Below are 15,129 nucleotides of genomic sequence, written 5' to 3'. Positions count from 1 at the left end.
TTGCAGCCGTCAATAGTGAGCGTGTGCCCGGTCGAGCACGGTTGATGCCGGCGGTGTAGGGCAAGCATCAAGCCCGCGCTGACGGCATGGGAGCGACGTTGGCGGCGCCAATGGCAGCGCTCAGCTCTTCAGCCGCCACCCGGTTCGGAAGATCGTCACCACAGCCGTCAGGCACAATGCCGCAAAGCCCAGCGTCACCGTGACGCACAGCGCGAACGACACGTCGCTCTGGCCGAAGAACGTCCAGCGGAAACCGTTGATAAGGTAGGCGACCGGGTTGAACAGCGTCACCGTCCGCCATGGCTCGGGCAGCACGTCGAGCGAGTAGAACGCGCCACCGAGGAAGGTCAGCGGCGTGACCACCAGCAACGGGATCACCTGCAATTGCTCGAAGCCGTTCGCCCAGATGCCGAGGCAGAATCCGAACAGCGCGAAGCTGACGGTGACCAGCAACAGGTAGAGCAGCATCAGCAACGGGTGCGCGATGTGCAGGTCGACGAACAGATGGGCGGTGGCGAGGATCACCATCGCGATCACCATCGATTTGGTCGCGGCGGCTCCGACATAGCCGATCACCGTCTCGACCGGTGACAAGGGCGCGGACAGCAATTCGTAGATCGTGCCGGTGAACTTGGGCATGTAGATGCCCAGGCTGGCGTTGAAGATGCTTTCGGAGAAGATCGTCAGCAGCATCAGCCCCGGTACGATGAACGCACCGTAGCTCACGCCTTCCACGCCGCGCATCTGCGATCCGATTGCCGCACCGAAGACGATGAAATACAACGTGGTGGTGATGACCGGCGTGGCGAGGCTGGTCCAGATCGTCCGCCCGAACCGCGCCATTTCGAAGCGATATATCGCCCATATCCCGTGCAGGTTCACGCCGCTTCCCCCACCAGATCGACGAAGATGTCCTCTAGGCTCGACTTGCGCGTTTCCAGATCCCGGAAGGCGATGTTCTCCTGCGCCAGCCGTTCCAGCAGCCGCGGGATGCCGGTGTCCTCGGCCTTGGCGTCGAAGATGTAGCGCAATTTGTGGCCTTCGTCCTCCAGCGTCAGCGGCCAGTCCGCCAGCGCGGACGGCACCGTCGTCATCGGCGCGACCAACGTCAGATCCATCTGGCGTTTGCCCAGCTTGGCCATCAACGCGTTCTTTTCCTCGACCAGCAGCAACTTGCCGCCCGCGATCACGCCGACGCGGTCGGCCATCTCCTCGGCTTCTTCGATATAATGGGTGGTCAGGATGATCGTCGCGCCGTTTTCACGCAGGCGATGGACCAGCTTCCACATGTCGCGGCGCAAGGCGACGTCGACCCCTGCGGTCGGCTCGTCGAGGAACAGGATGTCGGGTTCGTGCGCCAGCGCCTTGGCGATCAGCACCCGGCGCTTCATCCCGCCCGACAGATCCTTGATCTTCGCATGGCGCTTTTCCCACAGCGACAGATCGCGCAGCACCTGCTCGATATAGTCCGAATGCCCCGAGCGCCCGAACAACCGGCGAGAGAAGGTGACGGTCGCCAGCACGCTCTCGAACTGGTCGGTCGCCAGTTCCTGCGGCACCAGCCCGATCGCCCGTCGCGCAGCTTTATAGTCACGGGCCACGTCATGGCCGGCGACGGTGACGCTGCCCGATGAAGGCGTGACGATGCCGCAGATGATGCTGATCAACGTCGTCTTGCCCGCGCCGTTCGGCCCGAGCAGTGCGAAAATCTCGCCGCGGTTGACGGTGAGGTCGACCGTGCCGAGTGCGGTCGGGCCGTTGCGGTAGGTCTTGGATACGCCAGTGACGGTCAGGATAGGTTCGGGCATTCGCCCCCCTTTGTTCGATGTGAGGTCGTTACGCCGCCACGTCGCTTTCGTTCCGGTCGCGCGCACGATGGGCCATCGGATGTGCCGCGTAAACGATTACGCCATCCTATGTTGCCGGCACGTACCAATTTGGGGCAGGTCCGTGGCGAATGTCGTTGGTTAACGTGGCGTTCACGCCTCTAACCAGCTGATCCGGATCAAGAAAGATTCGGGCTAGGGGGAGGAAATATGAAGCGGCTTCATCTGCTCGCAGGAGCGGCATTCGTCATGCTGGCGACGCCGGCATCGGCAGCGACCGTCATCGTGAACTCGGTCGCGGGTCTGCCCGGGTCGACGACATGGGGAACCTATCCGGGCGAGAACAGCAACGGCGGCACCGCCGTGGTCAGTGGCACCGTCGGTCGCAGCGGCAACGGGTCGCTGGAGATGCGCGGCGACCGCACGCGCTCGCAGCTCGGCATCCAGTTCACGATCGGCCGGACCAATCTCGGTGCGCTGTCGGATGTCAGCGCGCTGACGTTCGACTGGCGGATCGCGGCGGATTCGGTGAACCCGTACAACGTCGACTACACGCCGGCGCTGCGACTGCTGATCCTGGATGGATCGGTCCGCAAGGAGTTGATCTGGGAGGGCGTCTATAACGGCACCTATGGCAACACCGCCCGCGACACCTGGTACACCAGCAGCGCCAACGACAAATTCTACATCACCGGCGGCAACGAGAACCAGGGGCAGACGATCGCAAGCTGGGCTTCGCAACTCAGCGGCGCACGCGTGCTGGGTGTGTCGGTAGGGGTCGGCAGCGGGACGTCGCTCGCCTATCACACCTTCGCCGACAATGTGACGCTGACCACGAAGGCCGGCAGCACCACGTATAACTTCGATCTTGCGGCCACCCCGGCGGTGCCGGAGCCGGCGACCTGGGCAATGATGCTGCTCGGGTTCGGCATGGTCGGCGCTGCGTGCCGGCGGCGGAAGCCGCACACGGCGGCGTTCGGTTGATACATCCGGGCCGGCGCGAATTGTTCGTGCCGGTCCGCCCGATCAGGACGCGCGCGCCTTCGCGATCGCTTCCTGCAGGCGATCGAACGGCAGTGCGCCGCTGAGCAACTGGTCACCGACCACCCATGCCGGGGTCCCGGCAACACCCAGCTTGGCGGCGACCTCGAGATTCTCGCGCAGCGTCGCATCGGCATCGGCCGGAATCTTCGTCAGGTCTACCTGGCTTGCCTTTGCCGCCTGCGCGATCGTCGCATCGCTGACCTGACCGGCGGCGTAGAGCGCGTCGTGGAAGGCCTTGAACTTGCCCTGCGCCGCCGCGGCGAGCGAGGCGCGCGCGGCAACCCGGCTGCTCTCCGCCAGTACCGGCAGCTCCTTGAAGACGACCCGCAGGTTGCGGTCGGCGGCCACCAGCTTCTCGATCGTCGGCAGACTGGCGCGGCAAAAACCGCAGTTGTAATCGTAATATTCGACGAGCGTGACGTCGGCGTTCGGGTTGCCGATCCATGCGCTGGCATAGGGTTCCACGATCTTGCCACGGTTGGCGGCGACAGCGCGGGTGGCGTCGCGCTGTTGCAGCTTCTCGATCGCTTCCGGGATCAACTCGGGATGCGCAAGGACATATTCGCGCACGACGCGGCCGATGTGCGCCTCGTCCATCGCGGGCGGCGGGGCCGCGCGATCGGCGAGCCACATTCCACCCGCGCCGAACAACAGGCCGATCGCAACCAGCCCCAACACCATCAAACGGTTCAACGTCGTTTCTTCTTTCCGTTCTTGTCGACCGCGTTCTGGGCGGTCATCGCGATGTCCTGCGCGCGGATCCAGTCGGGCGTGTTCTTCGGAATGCCTGCCATCGCATAGCGCGCGCGGTCGACGGCGGTGCGGTCGTCGCCCATCATGCTTGCGCGCTCCGCACTGGCAAGCGCAGCCCGAGCCTCGTCGCCGGTCAGTTCGTAGACGGTGCCGAGCTGGAACCACGCGAATGGGTTCTCGTCATCGCGCGCCACGGCGGTGCGCAGCACGCGCTTGGCCTCGTCGTAATTAGCGACATCCTCGGTCGCGATTAATGCGTGGCCATAGGTGGTGGCGATCAGCGGGTTCGAGCGCGAACCCTCGGTGGCGCGCTTCAAGGGGGCGAGCGCCAGCCGCGGCTTGCCCGCCTCCAGCAGGATCTGTCCCATGATCTCCTGGAAGTACGGGTCGGCCGGCGCTTTGGCGACGAGCGCCTCCGCCTCGGCGTCCGCCTTGTCGGGATAGCCGGCGCGGTGATAGGCATAGGCGCGCGCGTAATGCGCGTAGAGCGACTGGTCGCTGTCGGGATATTTCTGGAGCGCTTGCGGGGGCGGCATCAGATAGCCGTCCAGCTTGGCCTTCACGCGGCGGAAGCGTTCCTGCAACTGCGCGTCGGCGGGCTTGCTCCACGATTTCGACGCCTGCACGTCGACGGTCAACGTCTGGACGCGCGTGCCCGACATCGGGTGCGACTGCATGAACGGGTCGATGTTCTTCGTGCCGAAGCGATATTCCTGCTGCTGGAGCTTCTTGAAGAACTCCAGCATCCCCTTGCCGGTGATCCCGGCGGTGTCGAGGTAGCGAACGGCGGAAGCATCGGCGGTGGCTTCCTGCACGCGGTTGAAGGCGAGGAACTTGCCCATCGCCGCCTGCTGCCCCGCGGCGAGGATACCCGCGCCCGCTTCCCCACCACCCGCCGCCATCGCGGCGAGCCCGAGCACCATCGAGAGCAGATAAATCCCCATCGCGGGCTTCTGCCCCTGCGAACTGGTGATCACATGGCCGTCCGCTATGTGCCCCAGTTCGTGCGCGATCACGCCTTGTACCTGGTTGGCGCTGTCGGCGGCCTGGATCAGCCCGGTGTGCACGTAGACGGTCTGCCCGCCTGCCACGAAGGCGTTGATCGAATCGTCGTTGACCAGCGCGAACGAAACGTCGGTCGGGCGCAGCCCTGCGGCGGTGACCAGCGGCGCGGACATGTCGTGGAGCAGCGCTTCGGTCTCGGCATCGCGCAACAGCGATTGCGCCTGCGCGGGCTGCGCGAGCACCAGCATCGTAATGGTGACGGCTGCGATCAGGCGCTTCATGCCGTACCTCTCACATCATCGCGAGCGGCGGGCGGCGATCCGTGGCGCCGCCTGCCGGAGACTGGATCGCGCCGCGCCGCACGCGACGGCACTCGTAGAAGTAACGGGGCAGGGTGCATCGGCCGGGCTTGTGCGGCGGTTCCGCTGAACCGCCGCTGAAAGCCCGACCGATATCGCCTCACGCTCCGAAGGTACGCTGCCACCAACCGCGACGCGGCTGGGCGCCAGCATCGGCATCGCCACCCGCCGCGTCCGGCGCCGGTTCCTTGGCGGTTGGCTCGTCAGTGGGGGCGTCGGGCTCGTCGGCCGTGGCCGGTGACGGCGCCGCGTCCTCGGTGACCTTCTTGCGGCGCGTACGCTTCGGCTTGGCCGGTGCTTCCGCCTCGACGACCGGCTCGGGTGCCGGCAGGCCATCGCTGACCGGCCCGGCATCGCCGGCCTCGATCACCGGCTCCGCGACCTTCTTGCGACGCGTGCGCTTCGGCTTGGCGGGAGCCTCCTCGGCAGCGGGTTCCTCGACCGCGGCGGGTGCCGGGGCGGGGGTCGGAGCCGGGGTAGCCTTCGGTGCACGGGTTCGTGCCGGTGCCGGCTCGGCTGCGACACGCGCGCGCGGACGGCGGCGGGTCTTGGGGGCAGCAGCTACTTCGGCAGCGACCGGCGGCTCTTCCTCTACTTCGGGCTCGGGCTCGGAAACGATCGGCTCGGGCGCGACGGTCTCTTCCTCAACGACCTCGATGTCGCCCTCGGCTGCCGGCTCGGCGGTGCGATCGCCTTCGCGACGACGACCGCGACGGCCGCGGCGACGTCGACGACCGTTCTCGCGCTCGGCGTCCTCGCTGGCGTCGACATCGGCCGGCTCCGCGGTGACTTCGACCTCGTCCTCGTCCTCGTCCTCTTCGGCGTCCGCGCTGGCCTCGTCGGCCTCGGTGCGCTCCTCACCCTCGACCCGGTCGCGACCACGACGACCGCGACGACGACGACGGCGACGACCGTTGCGACCACCTTCCCCCTCGGGCGCGGCGATCTGCTCGACGGTGTCCTCCTCCTCGAGTTCTTCCTCTTCGTCAATCTCGTCCTCGACCAGATCGTCCTCGACCTCCTCGACGATTGGGCGGTCGAACTTCGGCGGATGCGCCGGCGGCGGGCCGCTGGCCTCCACCGACATGCGTGCGCCTTCCTCCTCGCCATCGGGGATGATCTCGACCTGCACGCCGTAACGATCCTCGATCTCGGCGATGTCGGCACGCTTGCGGTTCAGGACGTAGAACGCCGCTTCCTGGCTGCACCGTAGCGTCAGCACCGAGCCGCGGCCACGTGCCGCCTCATCCTCGAGCAGCCGCAGCGCGGACAGCCCCGACGACGACGCGGTGCGCACGAAGCCGGTGCCTTCGCAATGCGGGCAGGGGCGGGTGGATGCCTCCAGCACGCCGGTGCGCAGCCGCTGGCGGCTCATCTCCATCAGCCCGAAACTGGAAATGCGGCCGACCTGGATGCGGGCGCGATCGTTCTTCAGCGCCTCCTTCATCGCCTTCTCGACCTTCCGGACGTTCGATCCGTTGTCCATGTCGATGAAGTCGATGACGACCAGCCCGGCCATGTCGCGCAGCCGCAGCTGGCGCGCGATTTCCTGCGCCGCTTCCAGGTTGGTGGCGGTGGCGGTCTGTTCGATATTGTGTTCGCGGGTCGACCGGCCGGAGTTGATGTCGATCGACACCAGGGCCTCGGTCGGGTTGATGACCAGATAGCCGCCCGACTTCAGCTGCACGACCGGATGGTACATCGCAGCGAGCTGATCCTCGACGCCGGCGCGCTGGTAGAGCGGGACGGGGTCGCTGTAATGCTTCACCTTCTTGGCGTGGCTGGGCATCAGCAGCCGCATGAATTCGCGCGCCTGGCGATAACCGTCGTCACCCTCGACGATGACCTCGTCGATGTCCTTGTTGTAGATGTCGCGGATCGCGCGCTTCATCAGGTCGCTGTCGCCGTAGACCAGCGCGGGTGCGCTGGAGGTCAGCGTCTTCTCGCGAATCTCATCCCACAGCCGCGCAAGATAGTCGAAGTCGCGCTTGATCTCGGCCTTGGTGCGCTGCAGCCCAGCGGTGCGGACGATGCAGCCCATCGACGCCGGCAGCGCCAGGTCGGCCATGATCGTCTTCAGCCGCTTGCGGTCGCCCGCGTTGGAAATCTTGCGACTGATCCCGCCGCCGTGCGAGGTGTTGGGCATCAGCACGCAGTAACGGCCGGCCAGCGACAGATAGGTGGTGAGTGCCGCGCCCTTGTTGCCGCGCTCCTCCTTGACGATCTGCACCAGCAGCACCTGCCGGCGGTGGATGACGTCCTGGATCTTGTAGCGGCGGCGCAGGTTCATGCGGCGCTGACGCAGTGCCTCTACCTGGTCGTCGTTGGTGCCGGCGCGCCCGCGGCGCGGTGCCGGGGCTTCGCCGTCCGCGCCCTCATGATCCGTGTCATGCTCGGCTTCGTCGTGATCACCGTGGTCGTCGGCGTCGTCGTCATAGTCGCCGTCGTCCAGCGCATCCTGCTCGGCGCGCAGCGCGGCTTCCTCGGCGGCGTGCTCGGCTTCCTCGCGGAGCAGCGCGTCGCGATCCTCCTTGGGGATCTGGTAGTAATCGGGGTGGATCTCGCTGAACGCCAGGAAGCCGTGGCGATTGCCGCCGTAATCGACGAACGCCGCCTGCAGCGACGGCTCGACGCGCGTCACCTTGGCGAGATAGATGTTACCCTTGAGCTGCTTGCGCTCGGCACTCTCGAAATCGAATTCCTCGATCCGGTTACCCTTGACGACCGCTACGCGGGTTTCTTCCCGGTGGCGTGCGTCGATCAGCATACGCGTGGTCATTGAAAACTCTCCACGCGCCGCATTCGCCCGGAGAAGGGGAATGGGCGCGACGATAAGGCGCTGCCGGCCGCCCGATGGGGCCCGCGGCGCGGATGATGAACGTGGTTCGTGCTGTGGCGCACAATGCCGCCCGCTCCATCGAGCGGGACGTGCCGGGCGCGATCGTGCCGCCGCCGGCACGGGCCGGGCGGAACAGCGATCGGGCGGGATACGGCATTGCGAGCGTCAACCTGATGACCCGGGGCCGGCGTATCGCCGGGCGGGCGGTGGCACCGGAGCTGTGTCGCGCGACCTTCGCGCAACATTCCGGTCATCGCGACACGTAGCATCGCGACGGGCGCGCTTCAACAGGCTCGTTTTTATAGCGCAATGACGTTAACCATAAGGGAACGCGGGCGAGATATGCAGCCGCAGGATCGCAGCGGCGACGGACGGGAAAGGGTGATGGCGGCACACAGGCCGACGATGGGATGGACGGCGATCGCGACCGCTGGCGCCGTGCTGCTGGCGGCGGCGTCGGCGCGTGGTGACCCATTGCCGCAGCTCGACTTCCTGCCGTGGAAATCGCGTCGCGAACCGCCGCGGAAGGTGACCGTTCCGGTGCCGCCACTGGCGCGCGGCGTGCGGCTGCCGCGGGTGCAGGGTGCCGCCGGCCGGCCACTGGTGGTGATCGACGCCGGGCACGGCGGTGGCGATCCGGGCGCGGTGAATCCCGGCGCCGGGCTGCGCGAGAAGGACGTGACGCTCAAGATCGCACGCGCGATCCGCGACGCGTTGCTCGACAGCGGACGCGTGCGCGTGGCGCTGACCCGGGACGACGACCGCTTCATCATCCTGCGCGAGCGGTTCGGGATCGCGCGCCGGCTGAAGGCAGACCTGTTCATCTCGGTCCATTGCGACAGCGTCGGCACCGGCACCCCGACCGGCGCGACCGCTTATACCCTGTCGGACGTCGCGTCGGATCGCGAGGCGGCGCGGCTGGCGGCGCGCGAGAACCGCGCCGACGTGATCGCGGGCGTGACCTTGGACCGCGATCCCGACGTCTCCTCGATCCTGATCGACCTTACGCAGCGCGAGACGATGAACGCCTCGGCCGGCTTCGCGCGGCTGCTGGGCCGTGAGGCGCGACCGCTGATTCCGACCAAGAGCAACTTCCATCGCACCGCCTCGCTGATGGTGCTCAAGGCGCCGGACATGCCGTCGATCCTGTTCGAGACCGGCTACATCTCGACCGCGGCGGATGCGGCGTTTCTGGACAGCGACGAAGGTCGCGAAAAGATCGCCGAGAGTGTGCGGCGTGCCGTCGACGTGTTCTTCGCCCGGCGGATGGCGGAGCGCTAGCACCGCCGGGACTGGACTTCGCCTGTCGCACCCCGTAACCGGCCCGTCGCGCGCGCCTCTTACGGGTTTCCGGCTGCCGCGCTTTCGCTTCCGAGCCCGCAATCAAGGAGATCCTCGCAATGGCGTGGCTCATCCTCGGCGTCGCCGTGGTCACCGAAATCGTCTGGGCGCTCAGCCTGAAATGGGCAGCGACGCAAGGGTCGTGGGGCGCTTCCGCGATCCCGATCGCGCTCAGCTTCGTCAACATGGGGCTGCTCGCGATGGCGATGCGCGGGCTGCCTGCGGGCACGGCCTATGCGGTGTGGACCGGGCTGGGCGCGGTCGGGGTCACGATCTTCGGCGTGATCCTGTTCGGCGAGAAGCTGAACACGGTGCAGATGGGGTTCATCGCGCTCATCATCGTAGGGGTCGTCGGCACCAAGTTCTTCGCGACCACGTGAGCGGATTGCCGTTTGGCGGGCAAGACCGTACACGCCGGAGCTGAAATGGCTTCCGATCCGACCGCTGCCGTGCCCGATCGGCGCACCTCGCCCCGCATGCTCTGGCGGCGCTGGTGGGTGCGCTGGGGCGTCTACCTGGTGGGGATGCTGGCGGTTGCGCTCGGCGTCTTCTGGCTGGTGTTTGCGCGCGACCTGCCGTCGGTCGACAAATTGAAGGCGTATGAGCCACCGTTGCCCACCAACGTGCGCGGCAACGACGGTGCGCCGATCTACTCCTATGCGCGCGAACGCCGCGTCGAGCTGGCGTACAACGAATATCCGCCGTTGATGGTGAAGGCCTTCCTGGCCGCCGAGGACAAGACCTTCTTCGAGCATCACGGCGTCGACTTCCCCGGGCTGGCGGGTGCGGTGATCGATTATGCGCGCAAGTTCGGCACCGGGCAGCGCGCGCGTGGCGGCTCGACCATCACGCAGCAGGTCGCCAAGAACCTGCTGATCGGCAATGAATATTCGCCCACGCGCAAGATCCGTGAGGCGTTGCTGGCGTACAAGATCGAGGAGACGCTGACCAAGCAGCAGATCATCGAGCTGTACCTCAACCAGATTTTCCTCGGTCGCAACGCGTATGGCGTCGAGGCGGCGAGCCACGCCTATTTCGACAAGGAGCTCGACGAGCTTTCGCTGGGGCAGCTCGCCTATCTCGCGATCCTGCCCAAGGGTCCGTCCAACTACGATCCGTTCCGCGACACCGAGCGCGCGCTCGATCGCCGCAACTACGTGCTGGGCGAGATGGTGAAGAACGGCTTCGTGACGGCTGCGCAGGCGCGCGCCGCCGCCGCGGAGCCGATCGGCGCGATCACGCGGCGCACGCCCAAGTTCGAGCGCGTCGGCGGGTATTTCGTCGAGGACGTGCGCCGCGAGTTGATCGACCGCTTCGGCGAACGCGCGGCGGACGGTCCGCACAGCGTGTACGACGGCGGGCTGTGGGTGCGCACGTCGCTGGACAAGCGGATCCAGCAATATGCCGCGGCGGCGCTGCGGAGCGGGCTGCTGCGCTACGACGCCGGGCGCGGCTGGTCCGGGCCGCTGAAGCATGTCGACATCAACGGCGACAATTGGGCCGGCGCGATGGTCGGCAGCAACATCACGCTCGATTACGCGGACTGGCGCCCGGCGATCGCGATCTCGCGGGATGGGGACGGCTGGCAGCTGGGCTTCGCGGACGGTTCGACCGGCACGATGGCGCGCGCCGCGGCGCAGATGCCGGTGCGCAATCAGGGCGGCGCGGCCTTTAACGCGATCGTGGCGGGCGACATCATCGCGGTAGCGCCCGCGGGTGGCGGCTTCGCCTTGCGCTCGGTTCCGCGTATCTCCGGCGGCTTCGTGGTGCAGGAGCCTGCGACAGGCCGCATCCTCGCGATGCAGGGCGGGTTCGAGTCGAGCGTTCAGTCGTTCAACCGCGCGACGCAGGCGTTCCGGCAGCCCGGTTCGACGATCAAGCCGATCGTCTATTCCGCCGCGTTGGAAAACGGCATGACGCCGGCATCGATCATCGTCGACGGGCCGTTCTGCGTCGACCAGGGCGCCCGGCTGGGGCAGAAATGCTTCCGCAACTTCGGCAATTCGCGCGGCGCCGGGCCGCACACGATGCGCTGGGGCATCGAACAGTCGCGCAATCTGATGACGGTGCGCACCGCCGCGCAGACCGGCATGGGGCGCGTCGTGCGGCTCATCAAGGCGATGGGCGTCGGCGATTACTCGCCGTATCTCTCCTACGCGCTGGGCGCGGGCGAGACGACGGTGACGAAGATGGTCAACGCATACGGCGTACTTGCCAATTGGGGCCGCTGGCACGATCCGTCGTTGATCGACGTCGTGCAGGACCGGCACGGCAAGGTGATCTGGCCCGAGAACTGGCGCGCGTGCGACGGCTGCAACATGCCCGAATGGAACGGCCGCGCGATGCCGCGCCCCGCGACGGGCGGGCGGCAGGTGCTCGACGCGATGAGTGCTTACCAGATGGTGCACATCACCGAAGGCGTGATCCAGCGCGGCACCGCCACGGCGCTCCGCGACCTCAACCGCCCGATGTTCGGCAAGACCGGCACGAACAACGGCCCCACCGACGTGTGGTTCATCGGCGGCACGCCGCAGATGATCGCCGGGCTCTACATGGGCTTCGACAGCCCGCGCAGCCTCGGTGGCTATGCGCAGGGCGGGACGGTGGCGGTGCCGGTGTTCAAGCAATGGGCGCAGCAGGCCTATGCCGGGCTGCCCGCGCTGCCGTTCCGCGCGCCGCCGGGCATCCGGATGGTGCGGGTCGACCGTGCGAGCGGACGTCCGGTGTTCGGGACCTTCCCGACCGACAGCGATCCCAAGCCGGCGGTGATATGGGAAGCGTTCAAGCCGCAGAGCGAGGTGCGTCGCGCCCGCCGCACCGCGCCGTCCGCCGCCCCCACGGCACGCGCGACCACCAGCGACACCCGCGCGACCGCCAGCGACAGCGACTTCTTGCAGAGGCAGGGGGGCATCTACTAAGTCGTCGGTTCGAACTTTCTTTCGTCATCCCTGCGCAGGCCGGGATCTCCCGGTTACGAAGCGACGCTAGTGCCGCACGAGATTCCAGCGATATCCGCTGGAATGACGTGACCTTGGAGTAATTCTATGCGCGCCGAAGCGCAGGCCCATGTCGACAGCATCAACGAGGCGCTCGCGCTGCTGCGCCGCTTCCTCGACTGGGACCGCGCGCTGCGTCGCCTGGACGAGCTCAACGCGCGCGTCGAGGACCAGGCGCTGTGGAACAATCCGAAGGAAGCGCAGGCGGTCATGCGCGAGCGTCGCCGGCTGGACGAGGCGGTCACCGCGACCCGCGACATCGAGCGGGAGCTGGCGGACACCGCCGAGTTGATCGACATGGCGGATGCCGAGGGCGATGCCGAGATGGCGGACGAGGGCGTCGCGGCGCTCAAGACGCTCGCCGATCGCGCGCAGGCCGACAAGGTCAAGGCGTTGCTGGCCGGCGAGGCCGACGCCAACGACAGCTATATCGAGATCAACGCGGGCGCAGGCGGGACCGAGAGCCAGGATTGGGCCGGGATGCTCCAGCGCATGTACACGCGGTGGGCCGAGCGGCGCGGCATGAAGGTCGAGCTGGTCGATTATCACGCCGGCGAGCAGGCCGGGATCAAGAGCGCGACGCTGCTGATCAAGGGCGAGAACGCCTATGGCTATGCCAAGGTCGAATCGGGCGTGCACCGGTTGGTGCGGATCAGCCCGTACGACTCCGCCGCGCGCCGCCACACCAGCTTCTCCAGCGTGTGGGTCTATCCGGTCATCGACGACAATATCGAGGTCGAGATCAACGAGAGCGAACTGCGCATCGACACGTATCGCGCGTCGGGCGCCGGCGGACAGCACATCAACACCACCGATTCCGCGGTCCGCATCACGCACTTGCCGACCGGCATCGTGGTGCAGTGCCAGAACCAGCGCAGCCAGCACAAGAACAAGGCGGAGGCATATAACCAGCTTCGCGCCCGCCTCTACGAGCGCGAGTTGCAGGAGCGTGAGGCGATCGCCAACGCCGAGAACGCCAGCAAGACCGACATCGGCTGGGGGCACCAGATCCGCAGCTACGTGCTCCAGCCCTACCAGCTGGTGAAGGACTTGCGCACCGGCACGACCAGCACCTCGCCGGGCGACGTGCTGGACGGCGACCTCGACGATTTCATGGCGTCGGCACTGTCGCAGCGCGTCACCGGTGAGGCAGTGGTCGTGGAAGACGTCGACTGAGATGAGGGCACGCGTGCCCGTAGCGCTGCTGGCGCTGGCGGCCCTGCTGGTGGCGGGGTGCGACGGGTCGCAACCACTTATCAAGAAGAAGGTCAAGGAACCCGGACCATTCCCTGCCGCCGATCGCCCGGTGGCGGGCATCGTCTCGCCGCGCTGGTCGACCGAGGAGGCGCGCGACCGCCTGGGCGAGGCTGGGCGGGTGATGGAGTTCGCCGACATTCGCAACGGGATGACCGTGGCCGATCTCGGTGCCGGCGAGGGCTATTACACGATCCGGCTGGCGGCGCGCGTCGGCGAGGAAGGGCGCGTGCTGGCCGAGGATGTGGTGCCGGCGGTGCACGAGGCGCTCGCCGACCGCGTGGCGCGCGAACGGCTCGACAATGTCAGCGTGCGCCTGGGGCTCCCCGCCGACCCGCGGCTGCCCGCCAACAGTTTCGACCGCATCTTCATGGTGCACATGTACCACGAGATTGCGCAGCCGTATGAGTTCCTGTGGCGGATGCGCCCGTCGTTGCGACGCGGCGGGCTGGTGGTGGTGGTCGACGCCGACCGCGCGACGCAGAACCACGGCACCCCGCCGGTGCTACTCCGCTGCGAGTTCGCGGCGGTCGGCTATGCGCAGGTCGGTTTCCGCGAGCTGCGCTCCGCCGGCGGCTATCTCGCGACGTTCCGTGCAGCGGGGCGCCGACCGGACCCTGCGGAGATTCGCGCCTGCCGGATGAAGTGATTGCGTCCGACGATGGACGTATTGGTTGCGGAATAGCAGTCGGACCTCACACCGACGTATCGCGCCACGTCTGCGCTCGCTGCCTTGAAGGCTGAGCGTGGCAGGTGGACCGCTCGGGAGGCGCCGGAAGGGTTCGCCGGATGCCGGAGCGATCCATCGGCGGAATGACCTTCCACGGAACGAGTTCGGCTTGCGCCCGACAAACGCATCGTTCCCGGGGGCCACGCTCCACTCGACGTCGTCGTCGCCAGCTTCTACGACCGCGCCCGTGCAGCAATATCTCGACCTCATGCGCCACGTGCTCGATTCGGGCGTGCGGCAGGACGACCGGACCGGCACGGGCACGCTTAGCGTGTTCGGGCACCAGATGCGCTTCGACCTTGCGCAGGGCTTCCCGGTACTCACCACCAAGAAGCTGCACTTGCGTTCGATCATCGTCGAGTTGCTGTGGTTCCTGCGCGGTGAGACCAATGTCCGCTGGCTGCAGGATCGCAAGGTCAGCATCTGGGACGAATGGGCCGATGCCGACGGCGAGCTGGGCCCCGTCTACGGCAAGCAGTGGCGCGACTGGGTGGCGGCGGACGGGCGGCATATCGACCAGATCGCCGGGCTCGTGGACCAGATCCGCGCCAATCCCGCGTCGCGGCGCCAGATCGTCACCGCGTGGAACCCGGGCGAGTTGCACGCCATGGCACTGTCGCCGTGCCATTGCCTGTTCCAGACTTATGTCGCGAACGGCAAGCTGTCGCTGCAACTCTACCAGCGTTCCGCCGACATCTTCCTTGGCGTGCCATTCAATATCGCCAGCTACGCGCTGCTGACGCACATGCTGGCGCAGCAATGCGACCTGGAGGTCGGCGACTTCATCTGGACCGGTGGTGATTGCCACCTGTACCTCAACCATCTCGAACAGGCCGAGACGCAGTTGGCGCGCACACCGGGGGCACCGCCCCGGCTGGAGATCGCGCGGCGTCCGTCAGTGATCGACGCGTACGAACCGGAGGACTTCGTGCTGCACGGCTACGAGGCGCAGCCGCATATCAAGGCCGCGGTCTCGATCTGA

General features: G+C 67.1%; 13 protein-coding genes. 8 read left to right on the top strand and 5 right to left on the bottom strand.

Translation table 11 applies throughout. The annotated features are described in order from the left end of the window. Positions 1-120: 120 nt before the first annotated feature. Together SPHPHY_RS0111695 and SPHPHY_RS0111690 are read right to left on the bottom strand one after the other, a co-directional pair. Positions 121-882: an ABC transporter permease gene (locus SPHPHY_RS0111695; protein ID WP_022686872.1), complete on the bottom strand. Its 762-nt coding sequence runs from the start codon at positions 880-882 to the stop codon at positions 121-123. After that, complete coding sequence (locus SPHPHY_RS0111690; RefSeq protein WP_022686871.1) at positions 879-1,808, bottom strand: ABC transporter ATP-binding protein; 930 nt, start codon at positions 1,806-1,808, stop codon at positions 879-881. Before SPHPHY_RS0111690 ends, SPHPHY_RS0111695 begins: the two co-directional genes overlap by 4 nt. 228 nt (positions 1,809-2,036) lie before the next feature. Here SPHPHY_RS0111690 and SPHPHY_RS22540 point away from each other — a divergent pair, with 228 nt between their 5' ends. Further along, complete coding sequence (locus SPHPHY_RS22540; protein WP_022686870.1) at positions 2,037-2,810, top strand: PEPxxWA-CTERM sorting domain-containing protein; 774 nt, start codon at positions 2,037-2,039, stop codon at positions 2,808-2,810. A 42-nt stretch (positions 2,811-2,852) separates the two neighbouring features. On the opposite strand, the gene SPHPHY_RS0111680 is transcribed toward SPHPHY_RS22540, so the two are convergent. The 3 genes from SPHPHY_RS0111680 to SPHPHY_RS0111670 form a co-directional block, all read right to left on the bottom strand. Then, positions 2,853-3,563 carry a DsbA family protein gene (locus SPHPHY_RS0111680; RefSeq protein WP_022686869.1) on the bottom strand — a complete coding sequence of 237 codons (711 nt, stop codon included), beginning with the start codon at positions 3,561-3,563 and terminating at the stop codon, positions 2,853-2,855. Then, positions 3,560-4,909, bottom strand: coding sequence for a M48 family metalloprotease (locus SPHPHY_RS0111675; RefSeq protein ID WP_022686868.1), 1,350 nt, complete (start codon positions 4,907-4,909; stop codon positions 3,560-3,562). The genes SPHPHY_RS0111680 and SPHPHY_RS0111675 overlap by 4 nt, the downstream gene beginning before the upstream one ends. A 178-nt stretch (positions 4,910-5,087) precedes the next feature. Further along, positions 5,088-7,754 (bottom strand): Rne/Rng family ribonuclease, encoded by a 2,667-nt coding sequence (locus SPHPHY_RS0111670; protein ID WP_028056817.1) that lies wholly within the window; start codon positions 7,752-7,754, stop codon positions 5,088-5,090. A 104-nt stretch (positions 7,755-7,858) separates the two neighbouring features. Between SPHPHY_RS0111670 and SPHPHY_RS0111665 the strand changes: the two genes are divergently transcribed. From SPHPHY_RS0111665 to SPHPHY_RS0111635, 7 genes are all read left to right on the top strand, one after another. Next, positions 7,859-8,092, top strand: a complete 234-nt coding sequence (locus tag SPHPHY_RS0111665; RefSeq protein WP_156025093.1) for a hypothetical protein — start codon at positions 7,859-7,861, stop codon at positions 8,090-8,092. Positions 8,093-8,135: 43 nt separating this feature from the next. Next, positions 8,136-9,107 (top strand): N-acetylmuramoyl-L-alanine amidase, encoded by a 972-nt coding sequence (locus SPHPHY_RS20035; RefSeq protein ID WP_081645298.1) that lies wholly within the window; start codon positions 8,136-8,138, stop codon positions 9,105-9,107. 119 nt (positions 9,108-9,226) lie between these two features. Then, a complete protein-coding gene (locus SPHPHY_RS0111655) occupies positions 9,227-9,547 on the top strand; it encodes a DMT family transporter (protein ID WP_022686864.1) in 321 nt (106 codons plus the stop codon). Positions 9,548-9,592: 45 nt separating this feature from the next. Next, entirely contained in the window at positions 9,593-12,085 is a 2,493-nt protein-coding gene (locus SPHPHY_RS0111650) for a transglycosylase domain-containing protein (RefSeq protein ID WP_022686863.1), read from the top strand. A 126-nt stretch (positions 12,086-12,211) separates the two neighbouring features. Further along, positions 12,212-13,339, top strand: coding sequence for a peptide chain release factor 2 (gene prfB, locus SPHPHY_RS0111645; protein ID WP_022686862.1), 1,128 nt, complete (start codon positions 12,212-12,214; stop codon positions 13,337-13,339). 1 nt (position 13,340) lies between these two features. Further along, positions 13,341-14,066 carry a class I SAM-dependent methyltransferase gene (locus SPHPHY_RS0111640; protein ID WP_028056815.1) on the top strand — a complete coding sequence of 242 codons (726 nt, stop codon included), beginning with the start codon at positions 13,341-13,343 and terminating at the stop codon, positions 14,064-14,066. A 268-nt stretch (positions 14,067-14,334) separates the two neighbouring features. Beyond that, entirely contained in the window at positions 14,335-15,129 is a 795-nt protein-coding gene (locus SPHPHY_RS0111635) for a thymidylate synthase (protein ID WP_022686860.1), read from the top strand.

This window comes from Sphingomonas phyllosphaerae 5.2, assembly GCF_000419605.1.
GTDB lineage: Bacteria > Pseudomonadota > Alphaproteobacteria > Sphingomonadales > Sphingomonadaceae > Sphingomonas > Sphingomonas phyllosphaerae_B.
This window is presented reverse-complemented; position numbering and strand designations above follow the sequence as displayed.